A 15,354-nucleotide genomic window follows, 5' to 3' on the forward strand; every position below is an offset into this window, starting at 1 on the left:
CCCGCCCGGCTCCCCCCCCCGCGGCGGGGCCGCGGGGGCGCGGGCCCCCCCGCCCCCGCGCCCCTGCGCCGTTCACGCCCCGGCCGTCGGCCGGCCGGCCGTCGACCGTCGGCAGTCAGCCGGTCAGCCGCCGGTCGGGGCGAGGATCAGCTGGCCGGCGCCCGCGTCGTACTCGTACAGCTCGCCGTAGCGGCCCCAGTCGACGGCGACGTCCAGCTGCCGCTGCGCGTCCTCGGCCGAGAAGCCGCGCCGCAGCAGGTCCAGGAAGAAGCCGTCGCGCAGCCGGTGCCCGTCGGTGGCGGCCAGCGCCTGGGCGATGGCCCGCACCAGCGGCGCGTTGGCCAGGGCCAGCCGGGCGAAGAGCTGCTTGCTGGTGAGGATGTCGGCGGCGGCGAACTCCCGTCCGGCGTCGGTGACCACCATCCGGGCGTTGCCGGTACGGGCCAGCCCCAGCAGCACCGCCGCGTCGACCAGCGGCAGCAGGTCGTCGATCTCGAAGTTCAGCTCGTCGGAGATCTCCGCGAGACCGTCCTCACCGCCCCTGGCCACCAGGATCTCCAGCAGCCCCGCCATCCCGCCGACGCTGACGGCGGGCAGCGGCACGGTGATCGGCGTCGGCGCCGCGGGCTGCCTGGCCTCCGGGGCGCCGGGCGCCGCCTCCGTCGTGGCCACCGCCGCGTCCTCACGTCCGGTCAGGATGCCGTAGACGGTGTCCACCAGCGCCTCGAACTCGGGGGTGCGCCGGTCCCGCGGCCGGGGCAGGTCCACCGCCAGTTCGGCGCGGATCCGGCCGGGGTTGGAGGCCAGCACCAGGATCCGGTCCGCGAGCAGCACCGCCTCCTCGATGTTGTGGGTGACGATCAGGATCGCCTTCACCGGCGCGTCCCGGCCCTCCCACAGGCCGACCAGCTCGCCGCGCAGGTTCTCCGCCGTCAGCACGTCCAGCGCCGAGAAGGGTTCGTCCATCAGCAGCGCGTCCGGCTCGACCACCAGCGCGCGGGCGAAGCCGACGCGCTGGCGCATTCCGCCGGACAACTCCTTGGGATAGGCGCCCTCGAAGCCGTCCAGGCCGATCAGGTCGATCGCGCGCAGCGCCCGCTCCCGGCGCTCCTCGGCCGGCACCCCGCGGGCCTCCAGGCTCAGCTCCACGTTCTGCTGCACCGTCAGCCAGGGCAGCAGCGCGAAGGACTGGAACACCATGGCCACCCCCGGGCTGGCCCCGGACAGCGGGGTGCCCCGGTAGCTGACGGTGCCCTGGGACGGCGAGATCAGCCCGGCGACGCAGCGCAGCAGCGTCGACTTGCCCGAACCCGACTTGCCCAGCAGGGCGACGATCTCCCCCTCGTCCAGCTGGAAGCTGACTCCCTCCAGCACCGGCAGCGCGCGCCCGTCGGGAGTGGTGAAGGTCTTGGTGACGTCCTCGGCCGCGACGATCGTGGCCGGGGCGGAGGGGCCCGGAGTGAGGGTCATGCTGCGCCTGCCTGGGGGTCGGGACGGTCGTCGTCGGGGCGGGGATCGCATCGGGGCGGTCAGATGGAGGCGGTCACCTCGGGAAGCGGGTCACCTCGAGGCGGATCACATGGACGCGGGTCACATGGAAAACCTGGTCTCGGCCAGCCGGTAGAGCCGGCGCCACAGCAGCCGGTTGAGCCCGACCACGTAGAAGCTCATCACGATGACGCCGACCAGGATCTTGGGGAAGTTACCGGTGCCGGTCGCCTCGGCGATGTAGGCGCCGAGGCCGGTCGCGGTCAGGTGGTGGCTGCCGTAGTCGACCACCTCCGCCACGATCGAGGCGTTCCAGGCGCCGCCCGCCGCGGTGATCCCGCCGGTCACGTAGTAGGGGAAGATCGCGGGCAGGATGAAGGCCCGCCAGCGCAGCCGGCCGCCGACCCGGAAGCCGGTCATCGCCTCGCGCAGGTCGCTGGGGATCGCCGAGGCCCCGGCGATCACGTTGAACAGGATGTACCACTGCGCGCCGAGGGCCATCAGCAGGATGGCACCGATGTTCAGCGAGATGCCCAGGTCCAGGAAGACCACGATGGCCAGCGGGAACAGCAGGTTCGCCGGGAAGCTGGCCAGCACCTGGACCACCGGCTGGGCGAACCGGGTGACCTTCGGGTTCATCCCGATCCAGACGCCGACCGGCACCCACACCAGCGTCGCCGCCACCAGCAGCACCACCACCCGGCCGAAGGTCGCCGCGCCCAGCGCCAGTGCGTGGCCGAACTCGGCGAGGCCGACGCTCGACTGGATGTACTTCAGGGCCTGCCAGGCGCCGAAGACCACCACGGTGGCGACCACGCCCGCGAAGAACACGTCCCCGGTGCGCTCGCGCAGCTGCGGGCGCGAGAGCGGGTGCTCGGCCAGGCCGAAGGGGCGGGTGATCCGGTCCAGGCCGCGCCCCACCGGCCGCAGCGGACGGCCGATCAGCTGCGGGACGGAGGAGCGCCGGAGCAGGTCGAGCACCAGTGAGCGGGGCCGTTCGGCGGCCTCCGACTCCTCCACCCGGAACCGCTCCGACCAGGCCGTCATCGGCCGCCAGAACAGCACGTTCACGCCGATCACCATCAGCACCATGACCAGGATGGCGATGCCCACCTCGCCCAGGTCGCCCTTGCCGATCGCCGCGGCGGCGTAGGAGCCGATGCCGGGCAGCGCGTAGTGCTGGTTGAGCACGCTGATGGACTCGGACGCGGCGAGGAAGAACCAGGCGCCGCCGAAGCTCATCATGCCGTTCCAGACCAGCGGGATCATGCCGCTGGGCACGTCCAGCCGCCAGAAGCGCTGCCACTTGGTCAGCCGCATGATCCGGGCGGCCTCGTCCAGCTCGCGGGGCTGGGAGATCAGCGAGTAGTAGAAGGCGAAGGTCATGTTCCAGGCCATCGCGGTGAAGATGGCGAAGATCGAGGCGCACTCCAGGCCGAGGGTCGACCCGGGGAACAGGTTGATGAACGCGGTCACCGTGACCGACAGGAAGCCCAGGACCGGGACCGACTGCAGGATGTCCAGCACCGGCAGCAGCACCGACGCCGCCCGCTTCAGCCGTGCCGCCGCCGTGGCGTAGACGAAGGTGAAGAGCACCGAGGCGACCAGCGCCGCGAACATCCGCAGCAGCGAGCGGACCGCGTAGTAGGGGAGGTTCGACGGGTCCGTGGAGACCGTGGCGGGTGCCGTGCTGGGCAGGAACGGCGCGTTCAGCGAGGGGCCGAGGCGCAGCAGTCCGTAGAGCAGTGCGATCAGTGCGGCCGCCACCAGCACGTCCACCCAGCGCAGCCCCGGCCGTCGCCACACCCCGCGCGAGGGGAACCCGCCCTCACTGGCCACCGCATGCCCACCTTCCGCGCGTGCCGCGCCGGCTCACCGCCGTACTGTCACGGCACAGCCAACCAAAGTCGCCAGCTCAGCCTGCCGCGACACCCCGCCACGGTGCGAGTGGTACTGAATGGCCTACTCCCCAACACCGGGCGAATCCCTGTGGTCAGGTCAGGTCAGCTGCGGGATCACCTGGTCGCGGAACAGCTGCAGGCTCTCCCAGCCCGCGTCGATCGGCATCCCGCCACAGAGCGGGTGCAGCAGCAGCGTGCCGCCGCTGAGGTCGGACTCCTCGCGGGCGATGGTGAGGCACTCGGCCGGAGTGAGGCAGGCGTAGATGCCCTCGGCCCGGAGCTGTTCCGGTGTGGTCGCGGCCGAGGCGACGGCCGACGAGATGTCGGCGGTCTGCCAGGAGGCGTAGGTCCTCGCCTCGTGCAGGAAGTGCTGTCCGTACCGGGCCCAGGCGCGGTCCGGGTCCTCGGTGCAGTGGATCATCCGGGTGCGCTGCGGCGGGAGCATGGCGAAGCCGCCCTCGAAGCCCGCCTCCGCCGCCAGCTCGTCGTAGTAGGTGACCAGTTCCGGCAGCCAGGCGGCGGTGAAGAAGGGCAGCCGCAGCCGCACCGCGCGGCGTACCGCGACCCGGGACGAGCCGCCGACCATCAGGCTGGGGTGCGGCTGGGACAACGGCGGCGGGGTGACCCGCGCCGTCGTGCCCCGGTAGCTGAACGGCTCGCCGGTCCAGGCCTTGAGCAGTGTCTCCAGCACCTCGTCCTGCAGCCTGCCGCGCTGCTTCCAGTCCTTGCCGAGCCCGGTGTACTCCTCGGGACGGTAGCCCAGCCCGGCGACCAGGGTCAGCCGGCCGCCGCTGAGGTGGTCCAGCACCGACACGTCCTCGGCCAGCCGCAGCGGGTCGTAGAGCGGGGTGAGGATGGCGCAGACGATCACCGCGATCCGCTCGGTGGCGCCGAACACGGCCGCCGCGGTGCTCAGCGGGGACGGGCTCCAGCCGTCGTCCGCGCCGTGGTGCTCCTCCAGTGTGATCAGGTCGAAGCCGTTCCGGTCGGCGTAGGCGGCCATCTCCACGCTCGCCCGGTACCGGGCGGATATCCCGGCCGGCTCCAGTCCGGGTGTCACCTGGTTGAACCGCAGTGTCGTCACCGCCATGGTCCCGCACCTCCGCAGACGTATATATGACGCATCGTCAGATAGTCGCTCCAGGGTACGGCGGAACCGCTGCGGTCACCCCGCCTCGGAGGCCCGTAGTTTGTCGCCGCCGCCGAGGAGGAGCCGGTCGGCGTTGTCGTGGCAGACGCCGCGCAGCCAGTCGTCGCCGAGGTCGAGCCGGGCCAGGGCGTCCAGGGCATGGGCGTAGCTGTAGGGGATGTTGGGGAAGTCGCTGCCGAACAGGATCCGGTCGCCGCGGTCGAGCAGACGCCGGCGCTGGGCGCGCGGGAACGGCGCGTCCCGCTCGCTGAAGTCGGTGAAGGCCATGGTGGTGTCCAGGTGCACCCCTGGGTAGCGGTCCGCGAGGTCGAGGAAGTCGGAGTACTCCGGCATTCCCATGTGCGCGACCACCAGCCGCAGTCGCGGGTGCCGGGCCAACAGCGCGGCGATCGGCTCCGGTCCGGTGTGCTTGCCGGGAACCGGTCCCGACCCGCAGTGGGTGACCACCGGGACGCCTGCGTCCGCCAGTTGGCCCCAGACCTGGTCCAGCAGCGGATCGTTGGGATCGTAACCGCCGACCTGCACATGGGACTTGAACACCCGGGCGCCGCCCTCGACCGCCGCCCGCACATAACCGGCGGCCTCCGGCTCGGGGAAGAAGGTGGCGGTGTGCAGGCAGTCCGGGGTGCGGGCGGCGAAGTCGGCGGCCCAGGCGTTCAGCCAGGCGGCCATGCCGGGCTTGTGCGGATACAGCATCGAGGTGAAGGCGCGGACCCCCAGCGACCGCAGGACCGCGACCCGGACGTCCTCGTCGTGCCGGTAGGCGATCGGCCAGGGCCGTCCGACCAGCGGCCCGGCGGAGTCGAAGTACGCCCAGACCTTCGCCAGCACCTGGTCCGGCATGAAGTGCGTATGCACGTCGATCAGCCCGGGCAGCCCCAGCCCCTGCCAGAACCCGCGCACCGCCGAGTCCTCCCCAACCCGCCCGGCCCCGCCCTGCTCAGCCGAGCCCTGCCCGGCCCCGCGCTGCTCGGCCCCGCCGTGCTCAGCGCCGCTCTGCCCGGCCCCGCCCTGCTCAGCCGAGCCCTGCTCGGCCCCGCGCTCCACCACGCCCACCACTCCCGATCTCCGCGCCGCACTCTCGCCCCGCCGATCGTGCCACAGCACCCCCGCCCCGCAGGGGGAGCCGGCCGCAGGCCGCACCCGCGCTGGTTGCCGCTAGGCTCTCGTCGGGACCAGCGCGGCGGGAGGGGCACGATGGGTACGGACCACGTCGGGACCGAGTGGGAGCGCCTCGGCGTGGACACCAGCAAGCCGAGCATCGCGCGGGTGTACGACGCGATCCTCGGCGGCAAGGACAACTTCGCCGTCGACCGTGCCGTCGCCGCCAAGCGGTTGGAGCTGATCCCGGACGGTGGCCAGGGCGCGCGCCTCACCCGTGCCTTCCTCGCGCGTGGGGTACGGGAGTTGGCGCGGCAGGGGATCACCCAGTTCCTCGACATCGGCTCCGGCCTGCCGACCGTCCAGAACACCCACCAGGTGGCCCGGGAGGTGTTCCCCGAGGCCCGCACGGTCTACGTCGACAACGACCCGATCGTGCTGGCGCACGGCCGGGCGCTGCTGGCGGACAAGCCGCACACCAAGGTCGTCCTCGGCGACATCCGCGATCCCGAGGCGCTGCTCGGCGACCCCGTGGTCAAGGGCTTCCTCGACTGGACCCGACCGATCGGGCTGCTGCTGCTCGGCATCGTGCACCATCTCGCCGACGCCGAGGACCCGGTCGGCGTGGTCCGAGCGTACGTGGACCGGCTGCCGGTCGGCAGCGGCCTGCTGCTCAGCCACTTCTGCAACGCCAGCCCGGAGGCCCGCGCGCTGGAGCAGGCCTTCCAACTCACCCTCGGCAGCGGCCGGATGCGCAGCCGGAAGGAGATCGAGCAGTACTTCGCCGGTACCGAACTGCTCGACCCCGGCGTCGTCCCGGTGATCAGCTGGCGCCCGGACGACGCGGACGGCGGCGCCGACGGCGCCCCCGCCCGGCCGGAACCGAACACCCCCAGCACCCTCCTCGTCTTCGGCGGCCTCGGCCAGGTTCGCTAGGCCGTTCGGGCGGGCTGGGCGTGCAGGGTGCCGTCGACGACGGTGACGGCGGTACCGGTGAGGTGCACCCGGTCGCCGTGTACGGAGGTGCGGACCAGGCCGCTGCGTGCGGACGCCTGGAGGCCGGTGAGGCCGTCGCGGCCCAGCCGCGCGGACCAGTACGGGGCGAGGGCGGTGTGGGCGCTGCCGGTGACCGGGTCCTCGGGGATGCCGCTGGCCGGTGCGAAGAAGCGGGAGACGAAGTCGTACCCCGGGCCGCTCCCGGTCGCGGGCGCCGTGACGATGATCCCGCGCAGGCCCTCGCGGCGGGTCAGGGCGGCCACCGCGTCCATGTCGGGGGTCACCGCCCGCACGGCTGCCTCGTCGGGCAGGACGGCCAGCAGGTCGCCGAGCGCGCCGGTGCCGAAGGTGGCCTCGGGCTTGACGGACAGCGCCTCGGACAGCCCTTCCGGCGCCGGGATCTCGGCGAGGGGCGCGGCCGGAAAGTCCAGGGTGATGCCGCCGTCCTCGTCGGCGTGCGTCACCAGGACACCGTGACGGTTACTCAGGAACCGTACGGCGCCCAGGAGTCCGTGCTCGGTACGCAGCACGTGCGCGGTGGCCAGGGTGGCGTGGCCGCAGAGGCTGGCCTCGACGGCCGGGGTGAACCAGCGGATGGCCCAGTCAGCCTCCGCTCCGTCCTCCGGTCCGTCCTCCGGTCCGTCCTCCGGTCCGTTCTGGCCTCCGGCGGGCAGCGGGAGGGCGAACGCGGTCTCCGGGTGGTTCATCTCGGCTGCGACCTGGAGCATCCAGGCGTCCTGCGGCCACTCCCCGGCGGGCAGGAGACACACGGCGGCGGGGTTCCCGGCGAACGGACGGTCGGTGAAGGCGTCGACGATCTGAATGCGCATGCCACGACGGTAGCGATGCCGATCACGGTCCCGCCAAGGCCAATCCGGAACGGGTGGACCGACTTCGGTTCCGGACGGCCGAGCCGGCCCCGGCCGCCCGGTGCGATACGGACGAGGCCCTTCACTTCTGTGCCGCGGATGCCCACACTGGCGGCCGACGCCGGACGGTGGGAAGGGGCAGTCATGCTGTCGCTGCAGGAGATGTCGGACCGCCTGGAGATCCAGGACCTGCTGGTCCGCTACGCCCACGCGGTGGACACCCGCGACTGGAAACTGTTCCGTGAGCTGTTCACCGAGGACGCGATGGTCGACTACTCGGCGTTCGGTGGTCCGCGCGGCACCGTGGACGAGGTCTGCGCGTTCCTGGACTCGGTGCTGCCGATGTTCGCCGCGACCCAGCACCTGGTCGCCAACTGCGCGATCGACCTGGACGGGGACCGCGCCACCGCCCGCACCATGTGCCACAACCCGATGGCCCTGGCCGCCCCGGAGAGCCAGGACCAGAGCCAGGAGACGGCCGGCCTGCTGGTCTGCGGTCTCTGGTACGTGGACTCGCTGGTGCGCACCGCCGACGGCTGGAAGCTGCGCGAGCGCTCCGAGGACAAGGCCTTCGGCGTGCTGCTCCGCCCCGCCGCCGAGTAGCACCCGACCGGCCGTCACCGCGGTCACTGCGGTCACCGCGGTCACCACAGTTGTCACCCGCCACAGCCCAGCCGCCGGATGCCGGCGGCTGGGCCGGACGTGTTGGCCGACCGCCCTTGACGCCCCTGCGGGTGATCGCTACGGTTCCACGCAAGCCAAATAAAGAAGCTTAACTAAGTAACTATCGCATTACGCCGACCCCGCCCCGGGCCCGCGTAGTGGAGCATCTGGTCCCAGTTCCATCACTTCTGGCACACCCCCTTGACGAGACCACTCCTTCCCGGGAGTCTGCACTTCACCAATAGTTAGGAAGCTTTCCTATCTACTGGACCAAGCTCCGGGATGCGCGGCCTCAGGGAATGCACGGCCTGCCCGACGGATAGCCCCGCGCTCGGCAGGTGGCGAGACAACGATCGACTCCCAGCGAAGGGCAGAAGCGGCATGAAGACAGGCCTGTTCCCACGGAGAGCCAGAGCTCTCGCCGTGACCGCGGTCGCCACGGCGGTGCTGATGGTCACCGCCGCCTGCAGCAGTTCGGGCGCCCCTGGCGGCGGCAGCACCGGCTCCGGCAAGCGCGGCGGCGTGCTGACCATCTCCAACGAGAGCGGCGGGTTGTGGACCTGCTCGTTCAACCCCTTCAACAACTCCGTCAACTACCTGTCCACCGGCAACGTCTACGAGCCCCTGGTGTTCGTCAACGCGCTGCAGAACGACAAGACCACGCCCTGGCTGGCCACCAAGTGGGACTGGAGCAACAACAACAAGACCATGACCTTCACCATCAGGGACGGGGTGAAGTGGAGCGACGGGACCCCGATGACCGCCGCTGACGTGCTGTTCACCTTCAACCTGGTGAAGAAGTTCCCCGCGCTGGACATCAACTCGATCTGGCAGGTCCTCGACTCGGTCCAACAGGTCGGCAGCAACCAGATCGTGGTGAACTTCAAGTCGGCCGCCGTGCCGTACTTCTACTACATCGCCGACCAGCTCCCGATCGTGCCCGAGCACATCTGGGCCGGCATCAAGGACCCGGTCACCTTCAAGGACGACACGCCGATCGGCACCGGCGCGTACGTCGTCAACCCCTGTACCGCGCAGAACATCACGTACACCGCGAACCCGAACTACTGGCAGCCCGGTCTGCCCAAGGTCACCACGGTCAGGTACCCCGCGTTCACCGACAACGCCCCGGCGAACAACTACCTGGCGACCGGCCAGGCGCAGTGGGGAAGCCAGTTCATCCCCAACATCGACAAGTTCTACACGCAGAAGAGCAAGGACAACCACACCTGGTCGCCGCCGATCACCCAGGTGTCGCTCTTCCTCAACGAGAAGGTCGCGCCGCTGGACAATCCGGTGGTCCGCCAGGCCCTCGCCTACGCGACGGACCGTCAGCAGGCCGCCACCATCGGCGAAGGCGGCCAGGAGCCGGCCGGCCACCAGCTCGGCGTGGTCGAGGAGACCTACCCGGACTGGGTCGACCCGTCGGCCAAGGCCACCGACGACTACAGCTACAACCCGGCCAAGGCCGACCAGCTGCTGGAGAGCGTCGGCGCCACCAAGGGCTCGGACGGGATCTACGTGCTCAACGGCAAGAAGCTCAGCTTCACCGTGATCAACCAGGGCGGATACAGCGACTGGGTGGCCGCGCTGCAGGTCGTCGCCCAGGGCATGAAGGCCGCCGGCATCCAGCTGACCGTCGACAACCTGTCGAACGACGACTGGACCAACAAGCTGTTCAACGGCAAGTTCGACATCGGCTACTACGGCGAGACCGGCGGCCCGTCGCCGTACTACGAGCTGCGGCAGTGGATGTACTCCGCCAACAGCGCGCCGATCGGCCAGCCCGCGTCCACCAACTACGAGCGCTACAACAACCCGGCCGCGGACGACCTGTTCAACGAGTACGCGACCACGGCGGACCCGACCCAGCAGAAGGCCATCGTCGCCAAGCTGGAGCAGCTGATGCTCAAGGACGTCCCGGTGATCCCGGTCACCGAGTCTGTCGCCTGGTACCAGTACAACACCAAGAACTTCACCGGCTGGGTCGACCAGCAGAACCCCTACGCCGTGCCCGCCGCGTTCTCGTACCCGGACATGGGCCAGGTCCTGCTGCACCTGCAGAACAAGTAGCCAGCCAGCTGCATCTGACGCCGACGAGAACAGAGAGGTCCGCAGGGTGAGATTCCTCCTCCGCCGCCTGGGGTTCTTCGTGCTCACCCTGTGGGCCGCCCTCACCATCAACTTCGCCATCCCGCACCTGCTGCCGGGCAGCCCGGTCACCGCGATGATGGCCCGCTACCACGGCCGGCTGAACGGTGCCGCGCTGCAGGCCGTCGAGTCCGCGCTGGGCATCGACACCCACCAGAGCCTGTTCGGCCAGTACCTCAGCTACCTGAAGAACTGCGCCACCTTCAACTTCGGTACCTCGGTGGCGAACTTCCCGACCCCGGTCACCACCATCGTGGGCACCGCCATCCCCTGGACCCTGGGCCTGGTCGGGGTCACCACGGTACTGGCCTTCCTGATCGGCACCGCGATCGGCTCGATCGCCGCATGGAAGCGCGGCGGCAAGCTGGACAGCGTGCTGCCGCCGCTGTTCGTGGTCGGCACCGGGCTGCCCTACTTCTGGGTGGCGATCATGCTGATCATGGTGTTCGGCGAGGTCAACCCCTGGCTGCCGACCGCCTTCGGCAGCGACAACACCGTCACCACCGGCTGGAACTCGGACTTCATCGGCTCCGTGCTGCAGCACGCGATCCTGCCGGCCGCCGCCATCCTGGTGACCTCCATCGGCACCTGGGTGCTGACCATGCGCAACACCATGGTCACCACCCTGGCCGAGGACTACGTCCGGATGGCCCGGGCCAAGGGCCTGCCGGGCCGCCGGATCATGGTCGACTACGCGGCCCGCAACAGCATCCTGCCGAACTTGACCGGGTTCGCCATGTCGCTGGGTTTCGTGGTCAGCGGCGCGGTGCTGGTCGAGTACGTCTTCTCCTACCCGGGCGTCGGCTACCAGCTGGTCCAGGCCGTGGACAACGAGGACTTCCCGGTCATGCAGTGCCTGTTCCTGGTCATCACGGTGGCCGTGCTGCTGTCGGTGCTGCTCGCCGACATCATCACCGCGCTGCTCGACCCCCGTACCCGGTCCGCCCGGTGAGGAAGACCCCGAGGAATCGACCCAGGAAGCCACTCCCATGACCAATCTGCTCAGGGCGATCCGGCACAACGGCAAGGCCGCCGCCGGACTGTTCATCCTGCTTCTCTTCCTGCTCATGGCCCTGGTGCCGGGCCTGATCGCCCCCGGCGACCCGGCCCGGATCACCCCCGACACCTCGCTGGGCATCTCCGGGCAGCACATCCTCGGCACCACCGCCTTCGGCCAGGACATCTGGGTCCAGGTGGTGCACGGCGCCCGGCCCGCGCTGCTGATCGCCGTCGTCTCCGGCCTGTTCGCCACCGTGCTGTCGGTGCTGATCGGGGTCAGCGCCGCCTACCTGGGCGGCGTCTGGGACGACGTGCTCAACCTCTTCACCGACGTGGTGCTGGTGATCCCCACCCTGCCGCTGGTGGTGGTCATCGCCGGCTACTTCGCGCACCACAGCATCAGCGTCATGATCATCGCGCTGGTGGTCACCGGCTGGTCCTACGGTGCACGGCAGTTGCGGTCCCAGGCGCTGTCGCTGCGGAACCGGGACTTCCTGGAGGCCGCCAAGGTCCGCGGCGAACGCCGCTCCTACATCATCGTGTTCGAGCTGCTGCCCAACATGACCTCGCTGATCGTCGCCAACTTCCTCGGCGCGGCGCTCTACTCCATCCTCACCGCCTCCGGCCTGGAGTTCCTCGGGCTGGGCGACGTCAACACCTACGACTGGGGCACCATGCTCTACTGGGCGCAGAACCAGTCCGCGCTGCAGACCGGCGGCTACGTCTGGGCCGCCGTCCCGGGCCTGTGCATCGCCCTGCTCGGCACCGCGTTCGCTCTGCTCAACAACGCCTTCGACGAGATCAGCAACCCGGCCCTGCGCCCCGTCAGGAGGCTCCGTGTCGCCGCTTGATGTCACCGACCTCGGCTACGAGCCGGACCGGGACCCGCTGTTGCAGGTCAGCGAGCTGACGGTGGAGTACGCCACCGCGCGCGGCTCGGCGCTGGCCGTCGACAGGGTCAGCTTCACCCTGCGGCGCGGCGAGTTCCTCGGCATCGTCGGGGAGTCCGGCTGCGGCAAGTCCACGCTGCTGTTCGGCATCGCGCAACTGCTCAGCGCGCCGGCCGGGATCACCGGCGGCAGCGCGGTCTTCAAGGGCCGCAACCTGGTCGGCCTGACGGAACGTCAACTCCAGTCGGTGCGCTGGTCGCAGATCTCGGTGGTGATGCAGAGCGCGATGAACGCGCTGAACCCGGTGAAGACCATCGGGGCCCAGTTTCGTGACGTGCTCAGGGCCCACCACTACGCCGCCGACCACGCCGCGCGTTCACGCGAGGTGATGGAGCTGGTCGGTGTCGACCCGGTGCACCTGAACAGCTACCCGCACCAGCTCTCCGGCGGGATGCGGCAGCGCTCGATGATCGCCATGGCGCTGCTGTTCTCCCCGGACCTGATCATCATGGACGAGCCGACCAGCGCCCTGGACGTGGTCGCGCAGCGGTCGCTGATGGTGCAGATCAAGGAGCTGCAGCGGGAGCTGGGCTTCGCGATCATCTTCGTCACCCACGACATGTCCCTGGTCAGCCACTTCTCGGACCGCCTGATCGTGATGTACGGCGGGCAGATCGCCGAACTCGGCGCCACCCGTACGGTGTTCGACACCCCAAGGCACCCCTACAGCGCCGGTCTGCTGGACGCCTTCCCGTCCATCCGCGGGCCCCGGCTGCCGCTGCTCGGCATCCCCGGCACCCCGCCGGACCTGTCCGACCCGCCGCCGGGCTGCCGCTTCGCCGCGCGCTGCCCGCAGGTGATGCCGGCCTGCACCGAGAGCGGGCCGGAGCTCTACTCCGTCGACCAGGTGCTGGTCCGCTGCCTGCTGCACGCGCCCGGCCAGGTCAGCCACCAGGAGGTCCCGGCATGAACGCGCAGCCCACCACCGCCCCGGGTGCCGAGGAACCGCTGCTGCGGACCGCTGCGCTGACCCGGCACTTCCAGATCGGCGGGATCTTCTCCAAGCGCACCCTGCACGCCGTCGACGACGCCGACCTGACGATCGGTCGCGGCGAGATCGTCGCCCTCGCGGGGGAGAGCGGCAGCGGCAAGTCGACCATCGCCCGGCTGCTGGCCATGGTCTACACGCCGACCTCCGGGGAGATCTTCTTCGAGGGCCGCCCGCTGTCCCGGCTGCGGTCCCGCAAGGACCAGCTCGCGTACCGCAGCCAGGCGCCGATGGTGTTCCAGGACCCGTTCAGCTCCATCAACCCGGTCTACCGGATCTCGCACGGCATCCTGCGCAGCCTGGTGCTGCACCGCCCGGAGCTGGACGCGGCGCAGCGCACCGCCGAGGCCGAACGGCTGCTGACCGTGGTCGGCCTGACCCCGGCCGCCGCCTACATGAACAAGTACCCCTACGAGATGAGCGGCGGTCAGCGCCAGCGCGTGGGCTTCGCCCAGGCGCTGGCCTCCAACCCGAAGCTGATCATCGCCGACGAGCCGGTGTCCATGCTGGACGTCTCGATCCGGATCGGCCTGCTCAACCTGATGACGGAACTGCGCGACCAGGCCGGGGTCTCCTTCCTCTACATCACCCACGACCTGGCCAGCGCCCGCTACGCCGCCGACCGGCTGGTGGTGATGTACGCCGGGACCATCGTCGAGCACGGGCCGATCGAGGACATCCTGGCCCGCCCCAAGCACCCGTACACCCAGCTGCTGCTGGCCACCGTGCCGGATCCGCGCGCCCCGCTGGCCGACCTGGCCGGCGCGGACCGGGGGGAGCCGCCGAAAGTCGTCGACCCGCGCCCCGGCTGCCGGTTCCGGGCCCGCTGCCCGGTCGCCGTGGACGAGTGCGCCACGGTCACCCCGCTGCTGCGCGACCTGGGCCCCCGGCACCTGGCGGCCTGCCACGTCACCCAGCCGGACACCGCCCCGGGCACCACCGCCCCACCCCAGCGGGAGCACGCGTGAGCCGCCCCCCGACGCCTGAGCTACCCGCCGTACTCGCCATCGACGGCGGCAACAGCAAGACCGACCTGGTGCTGGTCGGTTCGGACGGCAGCGTCCTCGCCAGCGTCCGGGGCCCGGGGTCGACCGCCCCCGACAGCGCGTCGCTGGCCCCGCTGGTCGCCGAGGTCGCCCGGAAGGCCGGCCTGCCGGGCAGCGAGGGCGCGGCTGACGCGCCCGCCGGTGCCGTCGGTACCGCCGGCACTCCCGGCCGGGGCGGGTTCGGTCCGGTGGCCCGGCACATCTCCGCCTGCCTGGCGAACGTGGACCTGCCGGAGGAGGAGGCCGCCCTCTCGGCGGAACTCGCCGAACGCGGCTGGTCGCACAGCTCGCAGGTGCTCAACGACACCTTCGCGCTGCTGCGCTCGGGGACCCAGCGCCCCTGGGGCGTGGCCATGGTCTGCGGGGCCGGGATGAACTGCGCCGGAGTCGCCCCGGACGGGCGCACCGCCCGCTTCCTGGCGCTGGGCCACTACACCGGCGACTGGGGCGGCGGGCGCTGGCTCGGCGACGAGATCCTCTACGCGGCGATCCGGGCCGAGGACGGCCGAGGCCCGGAGACCGCGCTGCGCCGCGAGGTTCCGGCCTACTTCGGCGAGGCCAGCATGCACGACGTCTGCGTGGCCGTGCACAAGGGCGTGCTGGCCGAGCAGGACGTGATCACGCTCAGCCGGGTGCTGTTCCAGCAGGCCGAGGCGGGCGACCCGGTCTCGCTGGCGCTGGTCGACCGGCAGGCCGAGGAGGTGTTCCTGATGGCCCGTTCGATCCTGGACCGGCTCGACCTCACCGGCACCGACGTGGAGGTGGTCCTCGGCGGCGGCATCCTGGCCAGCCGGCACCCACTGCTCACCCAGTCGGTGGAGGCCCGCCTGAAGGAGCACGCCCCCTCGGCTCTGCCCTGCTACGCCGACGTCCCCCCGGTCGCCGGCGCAGCCCTCCTCGGCCTCGACCACCTCGCCGCCCCACCCGAAGCCCTGACCCGCCTACGCGCCTCCTTCTGACCGAGCCGCCACCCTGAGCCGGTGCCGCCCTCGGGGCGCGGGACCCGATCGCCGCGCCCCGGGGCGCCTGCCCAGGGCGTTGGCTCAGACGTG

Annotated in this window: 13 protein-coding genes; 8 read left to right on the forward strand and 5 right to left on the reverse strand. The window is 71.0% G+C overall.

The genetic code is table 11. The annotated features are described in order from the left end of the window. Positions 1-123 precede the first annotated feature (123 nt). The 4 genes from ABH925_RS33085 to ABH925_RS33100 all read right to left on the reverse strand — a co-directional run bounded on the left by ABH925_RS33085 (position 124) and on the right by ABH925_RS33100 (position 5,442). On the reverse strand, positions 124-1,470 hold the full coding sequence (locus ABH925_RS33085; protein ID WP_370154126.1) for a nitrate/sulfonate/bicarbonate ABC transporter ATP-binding protein: 1,347 nt from the start codon (positions 1,468-1,470) through the stop codon (positions 124-126). A gap of 120 nt (positions 1,471-1,590) precedes the next feature. Further along, complete coding sequence (locus ABH925_RS33090; protein WP_370154129.1) at positions 1,591-3,327, reverse strand: ABC transporter permease; 1,737 nt, start codon at positions 3,325-3,327, stop codon at positions 1,591-1,593. 159 nt (positions 3,328-3,486) lie between these two features. Then, on the reverse strand, positions 3,487-4,479 hold the full coding sequence (locus ABH925_RS33095) for an LLM class flavin-dependent oxidoreductase (RefSeq protein ID WP_370154131.1): 993 nt from the start codon (positions 4,477-4,479) through the stop codon (positions 3,487-3,489). Between the two features lie 75 nt (positions 4,480-4,554). Further along, the gene (locus ABH925_RS33100; RefSeq protein ID WP_370154239.1) at positions 4,555-5,442 is read right to left on the reverse strand and encodes an amidohydrolase family protein; all 888 of its coding nucleotides are present in this window, start codon (positions 5,440-5,442) and stop codon (positions 4,555-4,557) included. A gap of 294 nt (positions 5,443-5,736) precedes the next feature. Here ABH925_RS33100 and ABH925_RS33105 point away from each other — a divergent pair, with 294 nt between their 5' ends. After that, on the forward strand, positions 5,737-6,576 hold the full coding sequence (locus tag ABH925_RS33105) for an SAM-dependent methyltransferase (protein WP_370154134.1): 840 nt from the start codon (positions 5,737-5,739) through the stop codon (positions 6,574-6,576). Here ABH925_RS33105 and ABH925_RS33110 read toward each other — a convergent pair. After that, on the reverse strand, positions 6,573-7,466 hold the full coding sequence (locus ABH925_RS33110) for a PhzF family phenazine biosynthesis protein (RefSeq protein WP_370154137.1): 894 nt from the start codon (positions 7,464-7,466) through the stop codon (positions 6,573-6,575). The genes ABH925_RS33105 and ABH925_RS33110 overlap by 4 nt on opposite strands. 183 nt (positions 7,467-7,649) lie before the next feature. Between ABH925_RS33110 and ABH925_RS33115 the strand changes: the two genes are divergently transcribed. The 7 genes from ABH925_RS33115 to ABH925_RS33145 all read left to right on the forward strand — a co-directional run bounded on the left by ABH925_RS33115 (position 7,650) and on the right by ABH925_RS33145 (position 15,261). Beyond that, complete coding sequence (locus ABH925_RS33115) at positions 7,650-8,108, forward strand: nuclear transport factor 2 family protein (protein ID WP_370154140.1); 459 nt, start codon at positions 7,650-7,652, stop codon at positions 8,106-8,108. Between the two features lie 483 nt (positions 8,109-8,591). Continuing rightward, positions 8,592-10,241 (forward strand): ABC transporter substrate-binding protein, encoded by a 1,650-nt coding sequence (locus ABH925_RS33120; protein WP_370154143.1) that lies wholly within the window; start codon positions 8,592-8,594, stop codon positions 10,239-10,241. Between the two features lie 46 nt (positions 10,242-10,287). After that, positions 10,288-11,271 carry an ABC transporter permease gene (locus tag ABH925_RS33125; RefSeq protein WP_370154146.1) on the forward strand — a complete coding sequence of 328 codons (984 nt, stop codon included), beginning with the start codon at positions 10,288-10,290 and terminating at the stop codon, positions 11,269-11,271. A 37-nt stretch (positions 11,272-11,308) separates the two neighbouring features. Next, positions 11,309-12,169 (forward strand): ABC transporter permease, encoded by an 861-nt coding sequence (locus ABH925_RS33130; protein WP_370154149.1) that lies wholly within the window; start codon positions 11,309-11,311, stop codon positions 12,167-12,169. After that, on the forward strand, positions 12,156-13,178 hold the full coding sequence (locus ABH925_RS33135) for an ABC transporter ATP-binding protein (protein WP_370154152.1): 1,023 nt from the start codon (positions 12,156-12,158) through the stop codon (positions 13,176-13,178). The genes ABH925_RS33130 and ABH925_RS33135 overlap by 14 nt, the downstream gene beginning before the upstream one ends. Continuing rightward, positions 13,175-14,224, forward strand: a complete 1,050-nt coding sequence (locus ABH925_RS33140) for an ABC transporter ATP-binding protein (RefSeq protein WP_370154155.1) — start codon at positions 13,175-13,177, stop codon at positions 14,222-14,224. The genes ABH925_RS33135 and ABH925_RS33140 overlap by 4 nt, the downstream gene beginning before the upstream one ends. Beyond that, on the forward strand, positions 14,221-15,261 hold the full coding sequence (locus ABH925_RS33145) for an N-acetylglucosamine kinase (RefSeq protein WP_370154158.1): 1,041 nt from the start codon (positions 14,221-14,223) through the stop codon (positions 15,259-15,261). The genes ABH925_RS33140 and ABH925_RS33145 overlap by 4 nt, the downstream gene beginning before the upstream one ends. Positions 15,262-15,354: the final 93 nt, after the last annotated feature.

The organism is Streptacidiphilus sp. EB129, assembly GCF_041262645.1.
GTDB lineage: Bacteria > Actinomycetota > Actinomycetes > Streptomycetales > Streptomycetaceae > Streptacidiphilus.